The organism is Pyruvatibacter sp. HU-CL02332, assembly GCF_040362765.1.
GTDB lineage: Bacteria > Pseudomonadota > Alphaproteobacteria > CGMCC-115125 > CGMCC-115125 > Pyruvatibacter.
This window is the reverse complement of the sequence record NZ_BAABWK010000001.1, coordinates 287860-308574: the sequence shown is the minus strand read 5'-3', so window position 1 is coordinate 308574 and position 20715 is coordinate 287860. Positions and strand designations below refer to the sequence as shown.

The following is a 20715-nucleotide window of genomic DNA, read 5'->3' as shown; positions in this document are numbered from 1 at the left end:
GAGACGAGACCCTGTATGATTGTGTGACTGCCGGTGTTGCTGGCGGGTCTGACACTTTCGGGGGTGGGTTTGACACTTTATCGGCATGCCATCGGCGGCACGGTCTATCAGTTTGATGGGCTGCGGGATTTGCTTGCAAAGGCCAGTCCGCACCGGTCTGGTGATGCGCTGGCGGGTGTTGCTGCCTTGAGTGAAGCCGAGCGGGCGGCCGCGTGTTATGCGCTGGCCGATGTTCCGCTTGCAGCGTTTCTCGACCATCACCTGATTTCCTATGAAGACGATGATGTCACGCGGCTCATCGTGGATGACCATGACGCAGGTGCGTTTGAACCCGCACGCAGCCTGACGGTCGGCGGGTTCCGGGACTGGCTGCTGGGTGATGAAGCAACGTCTGCTGCCCTTTCAGCCCTGGTGCCGGGTCTGATGCCTGAAATGGTGGCTGCGGTCTCAAAGCTCATGCGCAACCAGGATCTGATTGCAGTGGCGCGCAAGTGCCGTGTCATTACCGGCTTCCGCTCGACGATGGGGGGCATGGGGCAGCTGGGGGTGCGGCTGCAGCCCAATCACCCCACGGATGATCCCAAGGGGATTGCGGCTTCAATCCTTGACGGCCTGATGTATGGGTGTGGCGATGCCTTGATCGGCATTAACCCGGCAACGGACAGTGTGGATGCCATGGTGCGTCTTCTGCATCTGATTGATGATGTCCGCACCCGGTTTGATATTCCCACCCAATCCTGTGTGCTTGCCCATGTAACAACCGCCTTGGAAGCCATGAAGATGGGTGCGCCGGTCGACCTGGTGTTCCAGTCGATAGCGGGGACGCAGGCTGCCAATGAAAGTTTCGGCATCACCCTCGATATGCTCGCTGAAGCCAACGCCATGGCGCGATCACTTGGTCGCGGGACGGTGGGCAACAATGTGATGTATTTCGAGACAGGGCAGGGGGCGGCTCTGTCAGCCGATGCTCACCACGGCATTGATCAGCAGACCGTTGAGGCGCGCGCCTATGCGGTGGCGCGGAAGTTCGAGCCGTTTTTGACCAACACGGTGGTGGGCTTCATCGGGCCGGAGTACCTGTATGACGGCAAGCAGATCATGCGTGCAGGTCTGGAAGACCATTTCTGCGGCAAACTGCTTGGTGTGCCCATGGGTGTGGACGTCTGCTACACCAACCATGCGGAAGCCGACCAGAACGATATGGATGGCTTGCTGACACTTCTGGGCGTTGCAGGGTGCACCTTCATCATGGGTGTGCCCGGTGCCGACGACATCATGCTCAGCTATCAATCCACTTCGTTTCACGATGCGCTGTATGTGCGCGATGTGCTTGGTCTCAAGCCGGCACCTGAATTTGAAGCGTGGCTGCGATCCATGGAAATCATGGATGAACTCGGTCGCGTGCGACCGCAGCTCACAGATCGGTCCGGCGCCACCAAATTGCTGGGTTTTGAGGAGCAGGCGCGATGACGGCTCCTGATCGCTGGCAATTTCTACGCCAACACACCGATGCGCGGATTGCGCTTGGCCGAAGCGGCAATGCCTTGCCGACGGACGAGGTGCTGGCTTTTCAGCTTGCTCACGCTCAGGCGCGCGACGCGGTTCATGGGAGTATGGATGTCGACGTTCTGAGACAGCAACTGGTCGATGCCGGTGTCTCGCTGCCGGTTGAGCTGGTCGCCTCGCGGGCGCACAACCGCGAGGCGTTCTTACAGCGACCGGACCTTGGCCGTCAGTTGGATGCAGTCCTGTCAGCGCGTGACAACTGTGACGTTGTGTTTGTCCTTGGGGATGGTCTTTCAGCCCGCGCGGTGATGGAGAATGGTGTAGCGACGCTAGCAGCCACTCTTGCGCATCTCGACGGTTGGGATGTCGGCCCGGTTGTTATTGCACAGCAGGCCCGTGTGGCCTTGGCAGACCCGATTGGTGAGGCGGTGGGCGCTAAACTTGCGGTGATGTTGATCGGGGAACGTCCAGGGCTCTCAGCTGCAGACAGTCTGGGCGCGTATCTGACCTATGGCCCGCGGGTGGGGCGACAGAATGCAGACCGCAACTGTGTCTCCAACATTCGAGACAAAGGTCTGACGCCAGAGGGCGCGGGGCACAAGATTGCCTATCTGCTGGGGCGGGCTCGGGCATTGAGCCTGACGGGCGTCGCCCTTAAAGACGACGCCCCATTGCAGGTCGCGAATGAACATCCTGCTGACGGTTAGGCTGCGACGCTGCTAGGCTGCGAGACTGGCCTTGAGGGCTGCGAGCGCATCTGATGGTTCAAGGCGGCGCGTGTAATTCACGTCCACATCGGCCAGCACGATTTTGCCATCGGCATCCACTACGAAGGTGGCCGGGATGGGCAATGACCAGCCGGATCCAGCATTGAGGCCGGGCAGGTCCATGCCGAACTTGCCATAAAGATCCTGCAACGGCTTAGGTAGCTCGAACGCGATGCCCAGGGCCTTGGCGAATGCATTTTCATTGTCGGTGAGAACCGGGAATGTCAGTGCGTTCTTCTCGGAGGTGGAGAGCGAGTTGTCGGGCTTCTCCGGTGTCACTGCCACAAGCTGTGCGCCCAGGGCGGTGATGTCGCCCAGAAGGTCCTGATAGGCCTTGAGCTCAAAATTGCAGTATGGGCACCAGCCGCCGCGATAGAAATTGATGATCAGTGGGCCGTTGGCGAGGAGGCTCGACATTTGCACGGTGTCGCCAGTGGCGCTGGTAAAAGTCGCGTCAGGTAGGGTGTCGCCAACCTTCAACGCATCCTGACCGACACCCTTTGCAACAAGCTCTTCGTCAGCAGCGCGCATGACGGCCAGGGCTTCTTCAGGAATTCGTTTAGAGGCACCGGCCCGGGTTTCTTCCAGTAAGGTCTGCAGGGACATGAGAATACTCCGTTTTTGAGGGGTTCATGGCCTAGTTGGCGTTTCTGGTGCGCGATCACAAATGGTTTTGGCAGAACGCCGTGGTTTGGTTTTGGACCGCGCAGCGTTTATTGGCCAGCCATCCATCACTCACAATATCGTGTCAGTGCGGCTTTCCCTTTCGGTAGAAGCGGGAAACTAAACGGCAGCTGCCTGGTAGCAGGCCTGATTGATGGCGCGTTTGGCATCCAGTTCGGATGCTTCATAGGCCCCGCCCACAAGGGATGCATTCACGCCTGCGTCCTTCAACTCGTCATAGAGGTCACGCAGCGGCTCCTGGCCTGCGCATACGATGACAGTGTCGACATCCAAAGAGTGTGGTTCATTGCCGATGAGGACATGCAGGCCGTCATCATCAAGACGGATGTACTCAACGCCGTTCATCATCTGCACGCCACGACGGTGCAGAGTGAGACGATGGGTCCAGCCGGTGGTTTTGCCAAGACCCTTGCCCACACCCGTTGTCTTACGCTGCATGAGATAGACCGTGCGGTCGGACTTCGCGACGACAGGCTCAACGCCGGTCACGCCACCACGGGGGTGGTTCTTGAAATCAACGCCCCATTCCTTGGCGAACAGATCAATATCGAGGGCTGATGATTTGCCTTCGTGTGTGATGAGTTCGGCGACGTCAAAGCCGATGCCGCCAGCGCCCATGATGGCGACATTCTTGCCCACAGGTTTCTTGCCGGTGATGGCGTCGATATAGCCGATGGCTTTGGGGTGGTCGATGCCGGGCATATCCGGGGTGCGCGGTTTGATGCCCGTGGCGATGATGACTTCGTCATAGCCTTCGTTCTGCAGCATGCCTGCGGAGACGCGGGTGTTGAGGCGCAGGTCGATGCCGTGTTTTTCAATCATCCGGCTGTAGTAGCGGAGTGTTTCGTAAAACTCTTCCTTGCCGGGAATGCGCTTGGCCAGATTGAACTGGCCGCCGATTTCAGAAGCGGAGTCATACAGCGTCACGTCATGGCCACGTTGGGCGGCAACATCTGAATAGGCTAGGCCAGCGGGGCCCGCGCCAATGACCGCGATCTTCTTTTTTTCTTTGGCGGGAAGGTAAGTCAGCTTGGTTTCGTGGCAGGCACGCGGATTGACCAGACAGCTTACTTCCTGATTGCCGCCGAATGTGTGGTCGAGGCAGGCCTGATTGCAGCCAATGCAGGTGTTGATTTCGTCCACCCGGCCTTCGCGGGCTTTGCGCACGAGTTCGGCGTCCGCAAGCATCGGGCGGGCCATGGAAACGATATCTGCATGGCCATCCGCCAGCACCTGCTCCGCAACGTCCGGCATGTTGATGCGGTTGCTGGTGATGCAGGGGATGTTGACCTCTTTGCGCAGGCGCCCCGTGACACTGGCAAAGGCTGCCCGGGGCACCATGGTGGCAATGGTCGGTACGGCTGACTCATGCCAGGTGAAATGGGTGCTGATGATGTTGACGCCCAACTCCTCAAGGCGCTTGGCAAGCGTCACGATCTCGTCCCACGACATGCCGCCCTGCAGCATGTCCATGGCTGCAATGCGGAAGATGACGATGAAGTTTTCGCCAACCGCTTCACGGATGCGGCGAACAACCTCGAGCGGGAAGCGCATGCGGTTCTCATAGGAGCCGCCCCACTGGTCGGTGCGCAAATTTGTCTTTTCAACAAGGAACGTGCTGAGCAGGTAGCCTGCGGACCCGATGATTTCCACACCGTCATAGCCCGCTTCCTGAGCGCGGGCGGCGCAATTGGCGAAATCCGACAGCTGCTTTTCGATGCCTGCGTCGTCAAGTTCATTGGGCACGAAGCGGGCAATGCGAGAGCGGACAGGGGAGGGCGCAACGCAGCCTTCGTGGGGCGAGAGAGGCCCGGAGTGGAGGATCTGCATACAGATTTTCACGTCCGGGTCGGCTGTATGTACAGCGTCAGTGATCAGGCGATGCTGGGCTGCTTCTTCCGAGGTCGCAAGCTTGGCGCCAAGGCCGCCTTCTTCATTGGGAGAGATGCCGCCGGTGATGATCATGCCGACGCCGCCGGCCGCACGCTCGGCGTAGTAGGCGGCCATGCGCTCAAAACCATCTTCTGCTTCTTCAAGGCCCGTGTGCATGGAGCCCATGAGGGCGCGGTTCTTGATCTTGGTGTGTCCAAGATCAAGGGGTGAGAAGAGGCGCGAGAACTGCTTCTCGCCTGGTGCGGCTTGAGTGGCGGCGGACATGGCGGTCGCTCCCTGGCTGTCGTCGGTAGGCGTGTTGTTGGTGCCGGCTTTGTGCCGACTTAGCTCATCTTGAACTTGATGGGGACAGATTTAGGTCCACACACGAAGTTGGCCAGCATACGGGTGGGTTCCCCATCCAGTTCAACGCTGTCGAGACGTGGCAGCAGCTCTTCCCACAAGGCACGCATTTCCATACGGGCCAGATGCTGGCCCAGGCAGACATGGGCACCATGGCCAAATGCAATGTGGCGGTTGGGCTGACGGTTGACCTTGAAATCAAACGGATCGTCGAAGATGTCTTCGTCGCGATTGCCGGACTGATAGCAAAGCATCATCCAGTCACCCTTCTTGATCTCCTGACCACCCAGGACTGTGTCTTGCGTGGCGGAGCGCATGAAGTGCTTTACCGGGGTCACCCAGCGAATGGATTCTTCAACCAGAAGGGGAATGAGCTTGGGATCTTCTTTGACCTGCAGGAATTTTTCCCTGTCCTTGGCAAGTTCCCACATGGTGCCAGCTGTGGTGCCGGACGTTGTGTCGTGGCCTGCGGTGGCAACGATGATGTAGTAGCTCATCGCCTCGAGCACGCCGAGGGCTTCACCTTCGATCTTGCCGTTGGCAATCACGCTGGCAATGTCAGCACGCGGTGTCTTGCGGCGGTCCTCGGTTACTGCCGAGAAGTACTCTATGAATTCAGCTACTGTGCCTGACAGGGCTGCAAGGGCTTCCTTTGGGTCGCTGCGTTCCTTTCCTGTACGATTCAGGTCGGGGTCCGCGGCGCCGAACAGTTCCTGTGTCAATTTCAGCATCTTGGGTTCATCGGACTGTGGGACGCCCAACAGTTCCATGATGACGTGAAGCGGATAGAGGAAGGCGACGTCCTTTGCGAAGTCGCAACGACCGTCATTCTTGCGGCCCAGCTCTTCCATGTGATCCACAAAGCTCTTCGCGATTTTGCGAACCTGGACTTCCAGGGCCTTGAGCTCCTGCGGCATGAAGTTTGCCGCCGTAATGCCGCGATAGTTTTTGTGGTCCGGGTTGTCCATCTGCACGAGGGAGCGGACCAGGTGAGGGGACCCGCCCATCATTTCACGCACAGCCGTGTCAGTGCTTGCATCAACGAGGGTCGTTGCCTTGTCGCCGTTGTGAAATACCTCGCCGTTGCGTTCGACTTCCACAATGTCCTTGTGTTTCGTCACGACCCAGAACGGCTCAAAGCCATGTGGTCCGGCGACACCCAAAGGGATGTCTTTACGCAGTTTCGCAAATGCCTCGTCGATCCTGTCACCGTTCGCATAGGCATGTGGGTCAATGACGGCGAGTGCGATGTCTTCTGGGATGTTCGGATCGATCATCTGGCTGCTTCTCCCTTTTTGGACCCTAGTCCAATTTGTTTTGCTGATGATGGCGGCGGCAGCGTGAGGTATCAACTGGAATCCCCTGTTTCTCAGGGGTTTCTGCCTGTTTTTCGGCAGGCGAGGCTGTTGACGTAGGGTCAACCTTTGTCTGGCGGCTGGTGTTTTCCTTCTTGCGCGGTGCAGCAATGTGGCGCTACAAGCCGCTCGACCATCGGTTCGCTGGAAACAGCGACGAAAAGGGAATGTGGTGCGGACAGACAAAGTCCAAATCCGCGGCTGCCCCCGCAACTGTGAGCGGTGAGCGCTTTGGCCAATATGCCACTGATGCAGATATGCATTGGGAAGGCGGCTGCAAGTGCGATGACCCGTGAGCCAGGAGACCTGCCGATGCGAGCATCGCCTTAAGGCGTCGTGCGGTGGGCGCGATCCTTGCGGGAAACCGCTTTGGCGACTGCGTTTTTGTAAACGTGGCGCTGGGGCTGGTGGAATGTACTCCTCACATACCTCCTTCCAGATTGCCGTCATGCGCGTCACCGGGTTTAGCCCCGCTTCGCGTGTGATCTGAACCAGGGGGTGGGGCATATGAAGCTCACCAGAAATCTGTGTGCAAGCACAGCAATAGTAGCGCTTGGCGCTGCAGCATTCGCGCAGCCTGTCGCTGCTCAGGAAACAGCAACAAGTGCATTCGAATTGCCGCCCGTGGTCTCCACGGCCAGCCGGTTGAGCGCGGGTCTGACTTCCTCATCGGTCACCATTGTGGATCGTGAGGCAATTGACCGTCATCCAGGCCAAACGCTTCCCGAAATTCTTGCGACAGAAGCGGGCCTGCATGTTCGGGATATTTTCGGCAGCGGTAACTCTTCTGCGGTTGTCGATATTCGGGGCTTTGGCGAACAGGCGACGCAGAACGTGCTTGTTTTGGTTGATGGCCGGCGGATCAATGATCTTGATCTGTCCGGTGTGCAGTTCGCTCTTGTGTCTCGCAGTTCCATTCAGCGCATTGAAGTGCTGCGCGGGGCCGCAGCATCGGTTCTGTATGGCGAAGGCGCTGTGGGCGGTGCAATCAATATCGTCACTCAGGGCGGGCCAAAGAAAACCGGTGTCTCCGTGACCGGGACAGTTGGCAGCTTCGGCTATCGCCGTGCGCGGGGCATCTTTCAGTGGGGTGGTGAGCAGGCGCATATCGCGCTTACTGCCGACACTACCGAAAGCGACGGGTATCGCCGCAACAACCAACTGACGCGCCACATCTATTCCGCAACCATCAGCGGGGACATTGGCAATACGGCCTATCGGCTAGGGGCGACCTACAACACGGAAGAGCTGGGTCTGCCAGGCAACCGCATCGTCAACCTGCCGGCGGGAATCAATCTGGTTGAGTCCAATCCCCGTGGCGCCCAGAATCCCCTGGATTTTGCGGAAGAACGCGGTGTCCGGTTTGAAGCTGGCATCGAGCAGCAATTGAATGACGGTCTGAAACTCACGGTGGATACCGCCTATCGTCGCAGTCTGACCTCAAGCGATTTCATCGGCGCGTTCACGCTGGATGACCGGGCCCTATCGACCGCAAGTATCAGTCCGCGCATCAGCTACAATGGTGAGTTTGGCGGCCATGCCGTGAATTTCATTGGTGGCATTGATGCATCCCATACAACCGCTGAAGTGGAACGCCGGTTTATCGGTTTTGCGGGTGGGGCTGATTTTGACGGCTGGCAATCATCCGTCTCGCTTTATGGTCAGGCCGATGTTGAGCTGACGGACGCCCTGACGCTTGATGCGGGTGTTCGCGCCATTCGTACGGGTCTGATGCTGGAATCACCACAGAACCCACAAGCGCGTGTCCGCAACAATGAAACAGACCTAGCAGCCAATCTCGGCCTTGCCTTTGACGTGACGGACTCGGTTGAGGTCTTCGTGCGTGGTGGCCGTGCTGTTCGTGTGCCGACCATTGATGAGCGGGTCGGGACGCAGGTGAATCCGTTGACATTCCTGCCGGTGACATTTGACCTCAAGACACAGACGTCCTGGGACATGGAAGCGGGCGCGGAATTCTCTGTTGGCCCGGTCGATGCACGTGTTGCGATTTTCGAGATGAATGTGCGTGACCAGATTGCGTTTACGCCGGGTGCCATTACCGGGTTTGGGTTCAACACCAATCTCGACAAGACGCGTCGCCGTGGCATTGAGGCAGAAGCTGTGGCTGACGTGGGTGCCGGTTTCAGCGTGACGCCTCGCGTCAACTGGCTGCGGGCTGAATTTACGGAAGGTCCGTTCAATGGCAATCAGGTGCCCGTCGTGCCAAACCTGACCGCGGGCCTTGGGGTGTCGTGGACGGGAGACAATATCTGGGCGAATGCCAACTGGCGGTATGTCAGTGATCAGCGCATGATCAATGATCAGGAGCAGCTTTTCCCGGAGATACCATCATATGACCTGCTGGATATCGCAGCTGGTGGTACCATCGGCAAAGTGTCGATCAGTGGTGAACTGCGCAATGTGCTTGATGAGAGCTATTTCTCCAGCTCAGTTGGTTCGGACACCAATGCGAACCTCTACGGGGCGTTCCCGCAGCCAGGGCGCGCGTTCTACCTGGAAGCATCGGTTGATTTCTAGATCGCCATTCCTACGACTTGCACGTCATGTGCTCATGGCCGGGGCGGTTTTCGCCGCCCCGGCTTTTGTCGTTCCCCAGGGTGCCATGGCGGAGGTTGTACCGCAGCGTATCGTATCCATAAATCTGTGTACGGATCAGTTGCTGCTGGCTCTTGATCTCAAAGAACGACTTGCGGCTGTCTCCTTTCTGGCGCGCGACCGAGATCTCTCGGTCATGTGGCGGGAGGCGCAGCATGTCCCCATCACGCAAGCGTCGCTTGAGGGCATCTTGACCCTTAAGCCTGATCTGGTGATTGCCGGTGCCTTCGGACATTCAAGACTTCTGGGTCATGTGGAGCGATTGGGGATTGATGTGCTGCGGGTCGCTGACCCGGTGTCGCTGACCGACATTCAGCAGACCTATCTTGATGTGGGTACCCGTGTAGGCGCGTCAGAGGTTGCGGAAAAAATTGCGGCCGAGATCGATGATGTTCTTGGCACACCTTCGCGCGACACTGATGTCAGCGCGCTCATTCTGTCGCCGGGATTGCTCGTGCATGCGGATGGCATGCTGGGTAGTTCGGTTCTGGCTCATGCCGGCTATCGAAATGATGCATCGGGACAAACCTATCTCTCCCTTGAGCAACTTGCCCTGTCTCCGCCGGATGCGCTGCTGATTGCCGAACGGCCGAATGCTGCACCATCGCGGGCAGGCAAACTGTTTGCGCACCCTGCGCTCCAACAGGCCAGCCGGATCAAACGCGTGCCGCCATCAGCTCTTATCTGTGGCACCACTGAGACGGCACGGTTGGCTGCTGTTCTGGCTGACGATCTGCGCCAGGAGGTCGGCAAGTGAGCCAGCGCCATCTCATAACGGCTGTGATGCTCGTGTTGCTTCTGGCATTTGTCTTTGCGTCTCTTGGTGCAGGACCAGCTGGAAACCTGTTCTTTTCAGAAGATGGGATGAGCGACGGCGCGCAGTTGATTTTCTGGGAACTACGGGTACCGCGCACGCTTCTGGCGGTTCTTGCCGGTGGCGTATTGGGGCTCGCAGGCGCGGCCTTGCAGGGCCTGTTGCGCAATCCGCTTGCCGACCCGGGTTTGCTTGGCATTTCGGGGGCAGGGGCGCTTGGCGGTGTTGGCGCGCTTTACTTCGGCATTGCGTCGGCTTCCGTTTTTGCCATGCCCGTGGCGGGGCTTGCCTCCGCCAGTCTGGCCATTATGGGCCTGCTGCTTTTATCTGGCAGACGGCCGCCTCCTGCAACGCTCATTCTCGCGGGGCTGGCCATCAATGCGCTTGTGGGTGCGTTGACATGGTTGGCTCTTGCGCTTGCGCCAAGCCCGTTTGCAGCGGCGGAAGCCCTGACTTGGCTGATGGGCACGCTGGACGCAGCCTCCATGCAGGATGTCTGGCTGGTAGCCCCTTTCGCCATCGTATCGGCCCTGTTTCTTTTGCCGCTGTCGCGTGGCCTTGATGCGCTGGCACTTGGAGACGAGACCGCGACAACGCTTGGCTTACGACCTGAGCGGGTCCGGTTGCTGGTCGTGGCCGGGGTGGCCGCGGGGAGTGGCGCTGTTGGGGCGGTGATAGGAGCGTTGGCATTTGTGGGGCTGGTGGTGCCGCATGCGCTTCGGCCGTTGGTCGGTGTGCGGCCAGGTGCCTTGCTGCTGCCGTCCATGATTGGCGGCGCCATTCTCACTCTGGCGGCGGATCTGGTGTTGCGCGTGGGTCTGTCGGATGTGCGATTGCAGCTTGGCGTTCTTACATCCCTTCTTGGTGCCCCTGTTTTCCTCTGGCTTGTGATGCGCGTGCGTTTTGCGGCCAGCGGCGGAGGGCAGGGCATATGATGCGCGCAATCGACCTTTGCGTCAGCTACTGGACCAACGTCGTGCTGGATCAGGTTTCGGTCAGCGTGTCCGGGGGAGAGCTTGTCGGCATTCTGGGTGCCAATGGCGCGGGCAAGTCGACATTGCTTCGATGTCTTGCGGGCGCTGCAACGCCGAACGCCGGGCAGATTGCCATCGGGGCTGACGACTATTCAGATCTGAAACCGGAAGCACGGGCGCGCCGCGTTGGGTATCTGCCGCAACGACCTCGGGTTGAGTGGCCGATGCCCGTTGAGGAAGTGGTGGCTCTTGGGCGCCTGCCACACCAGCCGTGGTGGCAGGGAGTTGATGCAACAGCCAGTTCTCCGGAAGTTATAGCGGCGCTGGAAGCGTGTGACGTGGCTCACTTTGCAACGCGCACAGTCGATACGTTGTCGGGCGGTGAATTCGCGCGGGTCATGATGGCGCGGTTACTTGCCGGCCAGCATGAGGTCTTGATTGCCGACGAGCCCATTTCTGATCTTGATCCGCCCCATCGGGTGGATGTGATGAACATTCTCAAGGGTGAAACGCGCAAAGGCCGCGCGGCGCTTGTGGCATTGCATGATCTGTCCTTGGCAGACCGCTATTGCGACCGGGTGGTGGTGCTTCATCATGGGCGCGTCATTGCCCAGGGGCACCCGAGCACTATCCTTGAGGCAGGGGTGTTGTCGCGCGCCTTTGATGCGACCTGCCGGGTTAGCCGAAGTGACGGGCAGTTGATTGCGGCATTTGACGGGTCACGGTCGGGGGCAGAGATTTGAACAGGGAAGCAGATACATGGTGCGTTTGACATCAATCACGACCAAGGGCGGCGACAAAGGCCAGACCAGCCTGGCTGACGGGAGCCGCGTGTCCAAGTTTGATCCACGCATTGTGGCGCAGGGCAGCGTCGATGAACTCAATGCGGCGATCGGTGTTGCCGTGCTGCACGCGACTGATGAAGTGCGTACCATGCTGACCCGCATCCAGAACGACCTGTTTGATCTGGGATCTGACATCACCATTCCCGAGACGGTAAAAACGGAAACATCGCTACGGATTACAGATGCGCATGTGACGGCTCTTGAGGCCGATGTGGAGACGGTGAATGCGCGGCTTGAGCCGTTGTCGTCGTTTGTTCTGCCGGGTGGGTCAGCGTCATCTGCCTATCTGCATCTGGCGCGCACGATTGCACGGCGGGCTGAACGTGATGTCTGGGCGTTGGCGGAACATGCCGACATCAACGTGCTCATGGGCACCTATCTCAATCGGCTGAGCGATCTGTTGTTCGTGCTTGGCCGTGACGCCAATGATGGCGGCAAGAGCGACGTTTTGTGGGTGCCTGGAGCGACGAAGTAGGGCGCTGAAACGACGCCTTGAATTGATATAAAGAAACCTTTATGTCCTTATGCCTTGCCGACCTGCGAAAAATCGTTTTTTTCGCAGTTTTTCGGCGTTTTTGGCTCGAAGGACCGTGGTTTTATGACTCGCGAAGACCGGCAGACTGCCCTGCAGGAGACATTGAAGTCCCGCATTATGGTGCTGGATGGCGCCATGGGCACCATGATCCAGAAGCACAAATTCGGTGAGGAAGAGTATCGCGGCGAGCGCTTCAAGGACTGGGAGCGTCCGCTTCAGGGCAACAATGACCTGCTTGTGCTGACGCAGCCCGATGCCATTCGCGATATCCATACGGAATATCTCGAGGCCGGTGCCGACTTTGCGGAAACCAACACCTTTTCATCAACGACCATCGCCCAGGCCGACTACGGCATGGAAGATCTGGCGTATGAGATGAATGTGGCAGCTGCCAAACTGGCGCGCGAGGCCTGCGATGCCATGGCGACGTCCGATCGGCAGCGCTTTGTTGCAGGCGCCCTTGGGCCAACCAACCGGACTGCATCCCTGTCGCCGGACGTGAATGACCCTGGCGCGCGCAACGTGACCTATGACGAGCTTCGTGTTGCGTACAAGGAAGCAACCAAGGGTCTGATTGAAGGTGGCACGGACGTCCTTCTGGTTGAGACCATCTTCGATACGCTCAACGCCAAGGCTGCGCTCTTTGCCATTGACGAAGTGTTTGAAGAGGTGGGCTTCAAACTGCCGGTGATGATTTCGGGCACGATTACCGACCGCTCCGGTCGCACCCTGTCGGGTCAGACAACGGAAGCGTTCTGGTATTCCGTGCGCCATTCGCGTCCGCTCTCTGTTGGCCTGAACTGCGCCCTTGGTGCGGACCTGATGCGTCCCTTTGTGGCCGAGCTGTCCCGCGTCGCCGACGTGCCGGTCAGTGTGTATCCCAATGCGGGCTTGCCGAACGAGTTTGGTGAATACGACGAGACGCCGGAACAAATGGCTGAAGCGCTTGGCCAGTGGGCAGATGATGGTCTGTTCAACATTGTAGGTGGGTGCTGTGGCACGACGCCGGACCATATCGGTGCCATTGCTCAGGCTGTGGAAGGGAAGGCACCTCGTGCCATTCCGAACATAGACACCCGCATTCGATTGTCAGGCCTTGAGCCGTTTACTGCGGCAGCATCTGCCGGAAAGGCTGCAGCCGAATGACTGAAGAAGCACAAGCAAGCGAAGGTCGGGCCGGCGGCTCGTTCATCAATATCGGTGAACGGACGAATGTGACGGGGTCTGCCAAGTTCAAGAAACTCATCATTGATGGGGATTTTGACGCAGCTCTTGATGTGGCACGTGACCAGGTTGAGGGCGGGGCTCAGGTCATCGACATCAACATGGACGAAGCCATGCTTGATTCAGAAGCGGCCATGGTGCGCTTCTTGAACCTTGTGGCATCAGAACCTGATATTGCCCGCGTACCTGTGATGATTGACTCCTCCAAGTGGGACATCATCGAAAGCGGGCTTAAGTGCACGCAGGGCAAGGCGATCGTGAATTCGATATCGCTCAAGGAAGGTCATGAGCCTTTCGTCGAGCATGCCAAGAAAATCCGGCGCTATGGTGCTGCTGCTGTCGTCATGGCGTTTGACGAAGACGGTCAGGCGGATGTGGCCGATCGAAAGTTTGAAATCTGCAAGCGCTCTTACGACATCCTGGTGAATGAAGTTGGCTTCCCGCCGGAAGACATCATCTTTGACCCGAACATTTTTGCGGTCGCGACGGGCATCGAAGAACACAACAATTATGCCGTTGAGTTTTTTGAGGCGACAAAGCGCATTCGTGCGGAGCTGCCGTACTGCCATGTGTCAGGCGGCCTCTCCAACGTCTCGTTCTCGTTCCGCGGCAACAATGCCGTGCGCGAAGCGATGCATGCTGTGTTCCTCTATCACGCCATTCCTGCGGGCATGGATATGGGCATCGTCAATCCTGCGTCTCTGACGGTCTATGACGAAATCCCTGAGGAGCTGCGTGAGCATGTTGAGGACGTGATCCTCAATCGGCGTGAGGACGCCACGGATCGCCTTCTGGAAATTGCAGACAAATACAAAGGCGGCGGCGCGACGGCGAAGGTAAAGGACCTGACCTGGCGCGAAGGCGACGTACGTGCCCGGCTGTCTCACGCGCTGGTCAACGGCATTGCCGACTACGTGGTGGAAGACACAGAAGAAGCCCGTCTTGAGGCGGAGCGGCCTTTGCATGTGATCGAAGGTCCACTGATGGACGGCATGAATGTCGTCGGCGATCTGTTTGGTGCGGGCAAGATGTTCCTGCCGCAGGTGGTGAAATCAGCGCGCGTGATGAAGAAGGCCGTTGCTCACCTCATTCCCTTCATCGAAGAGGAAAAAGAGGGCAGTGGCGACACCCGTGCCAAGGGCAAGATCCTTATGGCGACGGTGAAAGGCGATGTACATGACATCGGCAAGAACATCGTGGGCGTTGTGCTTCAGTGCAACAACTACGATGTGGTTGACCTTGGTGTGATGGTGCCCGCTGAAACCATTCTTGAAGAGGCCAAGAAGCACAAGGTGGACATCATTGGTCTGTCCGGCTTGATCACGCCGTCGCTGGATGAGATGTGCTACGTCGCGGCTGAAATGCAGCGCCAGGGTTTTGAGATTCCGCTGCTGATTGGTGGTGCCACGACCTCAAAGGTGCATACGGCGGTCAAGATTGCCCCGAACTATGAAAACCCTGCCATCTATGTGACGGATGCCAGCCGCGCTGTTGGCGTGGCGTCCGCTCTTTTGTCTGACACGGGCAAGGAAGAGTACGTCAAGGAAATTGCTGACGACTACAAGCAGATGGCGGAGAAGCACGCAGCAGGCCGCAAGGATGCTGTTGTGTTCCCGATCGAAAAGGCGCGTGCCAACAAGGTACCGGTTGATTGGCAGGGCTATGAGCCGCCCAAGCCGGAGTTCCTCGGTCTCAAGGTCTTTGAAGACTATGATCTGGGTGAACTGGTGAGCCGGATTGACTGGACGCCGTTCTTCCGTACCTGGGATCTGGCAGGGGCTTACCCGGCCATTCTGGAAGACAAGGTTGTGGGTGAAACGGCAACAAGCCTCTTCAATGACGCGCAGGCGATGTTGCAGCGGATTGTGGGGGAAGGGTGGTTCAAGCCGCGCGGTGTAATCGGCTTCTGGCCGGCCAATGCCGTGGGCGACGATATAGAACTCTATACCGATGACAGCCGAAGCACGGTCAAGGCGACGGTGCATACGTTGCGTCAGCAGATGGAGCGCAAGGGCGCCAATGCCCGGCCGAACTTTGCTCTGGCGGATTACATCGCGCCAAAGGACACAGGACTTGCTGACTATTTCGGTGGCTTTGCCGTAACGACCGGTGATGAGGTCGAGCAGCGGGCAAAAGAGTTTGAAAAAGACCACGACGACTATTCGTCCATCATGGTCAAAGCCATGGGCGACAGGCTGGCGGAAGCCTTTGCAGAACGGATGCATGAGCGGGTCCGCAAAGAGTTCTGGGGCTTTGAGCCCGACGAAGATCTGTCGAACGAAGACCTGGTTTCGGAAAAATATCGTGGCATCCGTCCGGCACCGGGTTACCCGGCCTGTCCGGACCATACGGAGAAGCGCACGCTTTTCGATATTCTGGAAGCTGAGGCAAATACAGGTCTGGAACTGACCGAGAGCTTTGCGATGTTCCCGGCAGCTGCTGTGTCCGGGTATTACTTCGCACACCCTGACGCGGCCTACTTTGGTGTCGGCCGCATCCACAAGGATCAGGTCGAGGACTATGCCAAGCGCAAGGGTATGGAGCTGTCGGTGATAGAGCGGTGGTTGCAGCCAAATCTGGCCTACTAGACTGATCAGTCGAGCATCGCGACCTGAACATAGCCGGGCATGGACCGCGATGCGGGCAACTCAAGGTGAACGGATGTTCCCTTGCCCAGCTCGCTTTCAACCCTGACATCTCCACCATGGAGGTGCAGCAATGACGCAACCATGGGCAAGCCAAGGCCTGTTCCTGCATGTCCGCGGGTGAGGGCACTGCTCACCTGTTCGAATGGCTGCAGCGCGCGGGGAATGTCTTCCGGTGCCATGCCTATGCCGTTGTCGGAAATCGACACGGTGATTTCGCCAGCATCTGACAGGCTCGACGTAATGGCGATTTCTCCGCCAGGCTCGGTGAACTTCACGGCGTTGGACAGCACGTTCAAGAACACCTGGCGCATGGCGCGTTCATCCACCCAGACCGGCGGTAGATAGGCAGCGTCCTTGGTAATTGTGATGTTCTTGGCCTGCGCTGTCGGCTCAACTAGGCGGCGGCAAACGCTGATGATGTTGCCCAGATTGATCTGTTCTTCTTCAAGGTCGAATTTGCCGGCCTCGATCTTGGACAGATCAAGAAGATCATTGATGAGGCTCAACAAGTGATGGCCGGACGTGCGGATGTCGCTGGCATAGCCGCGATAGACGCTTGGTACTTCACCCATGATTTGTTGCTCGATGGCCTCCGAGAAGCCAATGACCGCGTTGAGTGGCGTCCGCAATTCATGGCTCATGTTGGCCAGAAACTCTGACTTCATATGGCTTGCGGCCTCAGCAGCCTCCTTGGCAGCCCGCAGTTCGCTTTCAATTTCCATGCGGTCTGAGATATCCGCAAAACTCGCGACAAACCCGCCAGTGGCGAGCGGCTGCGTGCGGACATCCAGCGTGCGGCCTTCACTGGTGTGTTGCTCGAAAGACTGGGGTTCCGTCGCAGACAGTCGCTCGCGCCAGTAGTCGATCAGTTCCTTGCGGGCTGCACTGTTTTCAAGCTGTGGTGCCACGCCATGTTGCAGCGCTGCCTCAAGCGTCTGGTGTTGCTCCATGAACTCGGGGTCCAGATGGAGCACGTCGCAGATGCGTTTGTTCCAGGCGGTGATTTCGCCCGCATGGTCAACCATCATGATGCCATGGCTGACATTGTCGAGAACCGCGCGCAATCTGTCGCCGGTTGCCTTGAGTTGCCGCTCTCGCATGTTGCGATCGGTCATGTCCTTGAGGATACAGATGACGTGCGGCTTCGTGCTGCGGCTGATCGGGCTTAAAGTCAGCAGTAGGACCAGTTCTTTGCCACTGCTGTGCGTGGCGGTGATGTTCTGCTCACCAGAATGCTGCTCAAGAGCGGGCAGGAAGTGCTCCAGGGTCTTGTCGGCCATCTGGCTGGATGCGTAACCGAGAATTTTCTCTGCCGCGATATTGGCAAACTCTACCTGCAGGTCTGGCGTGGCCAGGATGACACCCTCATCGATGCCGGAAAGGATGGCCCGGAACGTCTCTTCCGCCTCTTCCTCGAGTGCGCGATTAAGATCGAGCATCTCTTCAGACATCAGTTTGGTGGCATGTCGGCTGCGCGCTGAGTTGGCGTCGCTCTCGCGATAGGCACCATCAACCAGTTTCACCAGTTCTGAGTGATCGATCGTTCCATCCGCATTCTGGGCACGACGAAGCTGCCGCTCCAGCAATGGGTGGAGCGTTTGAGGCTTTTTCGAGGTTGGAACCTCGCTCATGCTTCACCCAGCAAAGTGATTGTCATGGTCTGGTTGTGCAGCTCACAGATGCCGGATGCGGCATGGGGCGAAAGCTCGCCGTAGGAGTAGAAGCCAATTGTCGGCATGCCATTGAGTTTGTCGCTCACCGCTTCCAGTTCTTCAGCGGTGCGCTGGCCCAAAAGGAGTTTGCGTCCAATGCAGCTGACAAGAATGCCGATGCTGCCCTTGCTGTCGCAGTCCCATCGGGGAGACGCATTGGCTGCAGCATCGCCCGCGCCGGAAATCAGGTTCTCGAAATTGCCCATCATCAGCTGAGCGTTTTCCCCTTCAGGGATGTCGCCGGCGAATGTCAGGCTTTGATCTTCTTCATTGATGCCGAGAATTGTTCTCACCGCATCATGATCGTCTGCGGTTTCCTCGTTGTTGGTACGACAAATCTTCAAGGGAAACAGGAGACCGCTGGAGGGGAGTTCGCTTGCCGCGTCGCCGAGATACTTCTTGTAGAGGTCCAGCGCCGGTTTGCCGTCCAGCTCATAAAGAACATTGTCCTGTGCTCGGGTAATGCGGCGCTGAGGGCCGAATTCTTCCCATCCGCCGGCATTGCCGTGAGACATGCGAATGGCGTCGCCATAAAAACCGACAGCGGCAATGCGGCCAGCGCGAAGGCTTTCATTGGCCCCTACGCGGGTGACGCCAAAGTCCGCACCGTCTCCGGCGAGGCCACCGGTGATGGCGGCGGATGAACATATTTTCTCACGAAGGCCGCGGACCAGTTCACTGCCGTTGACCTGCAGACCCTCAGAGATGACAAAAACGCCAGCGAGGTCTTCATCAGCCAGTTGCGCGCCCAGGGACTGGCCTGCCGCAAAACTGTCTGCCGACGTTTGTACCTCTGCCGTGGCCAGACGCGTGGGCGTGTTGTCGAAGGCGAGTGCTGTCGCCACTGCAGATCCTTCGATCACCTCGTCACCAAGTATTTCTCCGCCGGTGCTGCAAGCGACAATGTCAGCATCGGGAAAGTCAGCCTGCAGGGCGCGAATGGGGGCCGTTGCATCACCAAGTCCCGGGTCCATGAAGGCCAGGACGATCTGTGCGCGCGATAGTGGCGTGTCTTGATGTTCAGGCCGCCATGTTGCTGCGTCGTGAAGTTTGAGCTGCTGACTTTGCATTGAGGCAATCCCTTGAGCCAATTGAGGTTTCAGGATCGCAGAAATAGTCAAATGTCGAGTTAACGAGCGTTTCGCCCAGCGTTAGGATTTTGTTAGGGATATCAATGGCTTGAACCACGACCTATGGGTACTTTTCCCGGCGAACCGAGTGCGGTAACAAGGTCCCATGCGCCACGCGGTTTTAAGCCTTGAGTTGATTGAAGATGCTGCTGCGCGTCTTCATGGCCAATCTGTTGTAACGCCGCTGCTGCGCAATGATGTGCTTGATAAACGTGTCGGCGGACGCGTTTTCCTCAAGGCCGAAAATCTGCAGCACATCGGGGCCTTCAAATTTCGCGGGGCTTACACAGCGCTTTCCAGGCTTGAAGAGGACGTGCGTGCCAAGGGTGTGGTGGCTTGGTCCAGCGGCAATCATGCGCAGGGAGTTGCGATGGCGGCTCGTGCGTTTGGCGTACGTGCAACGATTGTAATGCCTCATGATGCGCCGGCTGCAAAGCGTGAACGGACAATCGCGCTTGGCGCAGATGTCGTCGGCTTCGACCGCGCTTCTGAAAACCGTCAGGAGATTGCGACGGCCATCTCGAAAGAAGGCGGGCAGGTCAAAATTGCGCCCTACGATGATATTGATGTCATGTCCGGGCAAGGCACCGTGGGCATGGAGATCGTCCAACAGCTGGGTGCAGCAGGCCATGTGGCCGATCAGGTGCTTGTGCCATGTGGTGGGGGCGGGCTGACCGCAGGGCTTTCGACTGCAATGAAGGCGCTGTCGGCAGAAACCCGCATCATCACGGTTGAACCTGACGGGTTTGACGATACGCGCAGATCACTTGCTGCAGGTCATCGATGCCAGAACCCGTCCACAACCGGCTCAATCTGCGATGCATTGCTGGCACCCAGGCCTGGAGAGTTGACGTTTGAAGTGAACAGAAAAAACATCTGCGAAGGTGTGGCTGTCAGTGATGCCGAGGTTGCCCACGCCATGCGTTTTGCTTTTCACCAGTTGAAACTGGTGCTGGAGCCAGGCGGCGCTGTCGCCCTTGCAGCACTGCTGAATGGTTCGGTGGATGCCAAAGGGCAGACCAGCGTCGCCGTTCTCAGCGGCGGGAATGCCGATGCTGAATTGTTTGCAGATGTGCTTGCAGAAAAAATATAGCGGTGCGCAGGTTCGGATTTCTTAGGCGAACATTGCGTCAACTGCGTCCTGATCGATGCCTTCGCCTTCTGCGGCGGGGCCATTGAGCAGGTGGGCGTCGGGACGTGTATCGACTTCAGGTGCATCGTCGCCCAGCAAGGCAGATGTCCGACGCTCCAGTTCCTTCAGTACAGAAACAACCTTGCTGATGCGCTGGCCGGTGATGTCCTGGAAGGAGCAGGCCATGAAGATCTCAGCTGTCAGTTCCCCGATGGCTTCGCCCTGCGCTGCAGCGGCGTCGCTTCCGTTGTCCAAGGCGGCGACGTTCGTGGCAATGTCATCCAGTTTTTCTGCCGTTTCCAGAATGGATGATGTGGCACTCTCAGTTGCTTCGACGATGGCATCAAGTTCGCCAGTGGCTTCGTTTACACGATCGCCAGCTGTATCGGACTCACCAATGTCACTGATTTCCTTGCGCGTCGCCGCAATGCTATTGTTCATTGCTTCAAGCTGCGTGCGGATCATTGCAAGCTTCTGTTCTGCAGTGCCTGGTTTTTCAGCCATAGTCATGCCCCGGTTTGTATCAAAAAGTCTGACG

General features: G+C 58.1%; 14 protein-coding genes, 1 pseudogene and 1 riboswitch. Of the genes and pseudogenes, 9 read left to right on the top strand and 6 right to left on the bottom strand.

Going from position 1 to position 20715, the window contains the following annotated elements:
• Positions 1 to 69 precede the first annotated feature (69 nt).
• Positions 70 to 1470, top strand: a complete 1401-nt coding sequence (locus tag ABXH05_RS01525) for an ethanolamine ammonia-lyase subunit EutB (RefSeq protein WP_353559472.1) — start codon at positions 70 to 72, stop codon at positions 1468 to 1470.
• Positions 1467 to 2213, top strand: a complete 747-nt coding sequence (gene eutC / locus ABXH05_RS01520) for an ethanolamine ammonia-lyase subunit EutC (protein WP_353559471.1) — start codon at positions 1467 to 1469, stop codon at positions 2211 to 2213. Before ABXH05_RS01525 ends, eutC begins: the two co-directional genes overlap by 4 nt.
• Positions 2214 to 2225: 12 nt before the next feature.
• Here the strand turns inward: eutC and ABXH05_RS01515 are convergent, their stop codons facing one another.
• The 3 genes from ABXH05_RS01515 to ABXH05_RS01505 form a co-directional block, all read right to left on the bottom strand.
• Positions 2226 to 2879, bottom strand: a complete 654-nt coding sequence (locus ABXH05_RS01515; RefSeq protein WP_353559470.1) for a peroxiredoxin-like family protein — start codon at positions 2877 to 2879, stop codon at positions 2226 to 2228.
• A 177-nt stretch (positions 2880 to 3056) separates the two neighbouring features.
• On the bottom strand, positions 3057 to 5114 hold the full coding sequence (locus ABXH05_RS01510; protein WP_353559469.1) for an oxidoreductase: 2058 nt from the start codon (positions 5112 to 5114) through the stop codon (positions 3057 to 3059).
• 59 nt (positions 5115 to 5173) lie between these two features.
• A complete protein-coding gene (locus tag ABXH05_RS01505; RefSeq protein ID WP_353559468.1) occupies positions 5174 to 6469 on the bottom strand; it encodes a cytochrome P450 in 1296 nt (431 codons plus the stop codon).
• 198 nt (positions 6470 to 6667) lie between these two features.
• Positions 6668 to 6875, top strand: a riboswitch (cobalamin riboswitch).
• Between the two features lie 179 nt (positions 6876 to 7054).
• Here ABXH05_RS01505 and ABXH05_RS01500 point away from each other — a divergent pair.
• The 6 genes and pseudogenes from ABXH05_RS01500 (at position 7055) to metH (ending at position 16143) form a co-directional block, all read left to right on the top strand.
• The gene (locus tag ABXH05_RS01500) at positions 7055 to 9085 is read left to right on the top strand and encodes a TonB-dependent receptor (protein WP_353559467.1); all 2031 of its coding nucleotides are present in this window, start codon (positions 7055 to 7057) and stop codon (positions 9083 to 9085) included.
• A 34-nt stretch (positions 9086 to 9119) separates the two neighbouring features.
• On the top strand, positions 9120 to 9920 hold the full coding sequence (locus ABXH05_RS01495; RefSeq protein ID WP_353559466.1) for an ABC transporter substrate-binding protein: 801 nt from the start codon (positions 9120 to 9122) through the stop codon (positions 9918 to 9920).
• Positions 9917 to 10912, top strand: a complete 996-nt coding sequence (locus ABXH05_RS01490) for a FecCD family ABC transporter permease (protein WP_353559465.1) — start codon at positions 9917 to 9919, stop codon at positions 10910 to 10912. Before ABXH05_RS01495 ends, ABXH05_RS01490 begins: the two co-directional genes overlap by 4 nt.
• The gene (locus ABXH05_RS01485) at positions 10909 to 11694 is read left to right on the top strand and encodes an ABC transporter ATP-binding protein (protein WP_353559464.1); all 786 of its coding nucleotides are present in this window, start codon (positions 10909 to 10911) and stop codon (positions 11692 to 11694) included. Before ABXH05_RS01490 ends, ABXH05_RS01485 begins: the two co-directional genes overlap by 4 nt.
• Positions 11695 to 11710: 16 nt before the next feature.
• On the top strand, positions 11711 to 12271 hold the full coding sequence (locus tag ABXH05_RS01480; RefSeq protein ID WP_353559463.1) for a cob(I)yrinic acid a,c-diamide adenosyltransferase: 561 nt from the start codon (positions 11711 to 11713) through the stop codon (positions 12269 to 12271).
• 123 nt (positions 12272 to 12394) lie between these two features.
• Positions 12395 to 16143 (top strand): annotated as a pseudogene (metH, locus tag ABXH05_RS01475) (methionine synthase).
• Positions 16144 to 16148: 5 nt separating this feature from the next.
• Here the strand turns inward: metH and ABXH05_RS01470 are convergent.
• Positions 16149 to 17834, bottom strand: a complete 1686-nt coding sequence (locus ABXH05_RS01470; RefSeq protein ID WP_353559462.1) for a PAS domain-containing sensor histidine kinase — start codon at positions 17832 to 17834, stop codon at positions 16149 to 16151.
• Positions 17831 to 18985 carry an FIST signal transduction protein gene (locus ABXH05_RS01465; RefSeq protein ID WP_353559461.1) on the bottom strand — a complete coding sequence of 385 codons (1155 nt, stop codon included), beginning with the start codon at positions 18983 to 18985 and terminating at the stop codon, positions 17831 to 17833. Before ABXH05_RS01465 ends, ABXH05_RS01470 begins: the two co-directional genes overlap by 4 nt.
• A gap of 166 nt (positions 18986 to 19151) precedes the next feature.
• Between ABXH05_RS01465 and ABXH05_RS01460 the strand changes: the two genes are divergently transcribed.
• The gene (locus ABXH05_RS01460; protein ID WP_353559460.1) at positions 19152 to 20138 is read left to right on the top strand and encodes a threonine ammonia-lyase; all 987 of its coding nucleotides are present in this window, start codon (positions 19152 to 19154) and stop codon (positions 20136 to 20138) included.
• Between the two features lie 21 nt (positions 20139 to 20159).
• Here the strand turns inward: ABXH05_RS01460 and ABXH05_RS01455 are convergent, their stop codons facing one another.
• A complete protein-coding gene (locus ABXH05_RS01455; protein ID WP_353559459.1) occupies positions 20160 to 20681 on the bottom strand; it encodes a protein phosphatase CheZ in 522 nt (173 codons plus the stop codon).
• Positions 20682 to 20715: the final 34 nt, after the last annotated feature.

Excerpts from the sequence above, each read along its gene's own strand:
- ABXH05_RS01515 (WP_353559470.1), bottom strand. The coding sequence starts at position 2,879 with ATGTCCCTGCAGACCTTACTGGAAGAAACCCGGGCCGGTGCCTCTAAA.
- ABXH05_RS01495 (WP_353559466.1), top strand. The coding sequence starts at position 9,120 with ATGGCCGGGGCGGTTTTCGCCGCCCCGGCTTTTGTCGTTCCCCAGGGT.
- ABXH05_RS01485 (WP_353559464.1), top strand. The coding sequence starts at position 10,909 with ATGATGCGCGCAATCGACCTTTGCGTCAGCTACTGGACCAACGTCGTG.
- ABXH05_RS01455 (WP_353559459.1), bottom strand. The coding sequence starts at position 20,681 with ATGGCTGAAAAACCAGGCACTGCAGAACAGAAGCTTGCAATGATCCGC.
- eutC (WP_353559471.1), top strand. The coding sequence starts at position 1,467 with ATGACGGCTCCTGATCGCTGGCAATTTCTACGCCAACACACCGATGCG.
- ABXH05_RS01505 (WP_353559468.1), bottom strand. The coding sequence starts at position 6,469 with ATGATCGATCCGAACATCCCAGAAGACATCGCACTCGCCGTCATTGAC.
- ABXH05_RS01470 (WP_353559462.1), bottom strand. The coding sequence starts at position 17,834 with ATGAGCGAGGTTCCAACCTCGAAAAAGCCTCAAACGCTCCACCCATTG.
- ABXH05_RS01510 (WP_353559469.1), bottom strand. The coding sequence starts at position 5,114 with ATGTCCGCCGCCACTCAAGCCGCACCAGGCGAGAAGCAGTTCTCGCGC.
- ABXH05_RS01500 (WP_353559467.1), top strand. The coding sequence starts at position 7,055 with ATGAAGCTCACCAGAAATCTGTGTGCAAGCACAGCAATAGTAGCGCTT.
- ABXH05_RS01460 (WP_353559460.1), top strand. The coding sequence starts at position 19,152 with ATGCGCCACGCGGTTTTAAGCCTTGAGTTGATTGAAGATGCTGCTGCG.
- ABXH05_RS01465 (WP_353559461.1), bottom strand. The coding sequence starts at position 18,985 with ATGCAAAGTCAGCAGCTCAAACTTCACGACGCAGCAACATGGCGGCCT.
- ABXH05_RS01480 (WP_353559463.1), top strand. The coding sequence starts at position 11,711 with ATGGTGCGTTTGACATCAATCACGACCAAGGGCGGCGACAAAGGCCAG.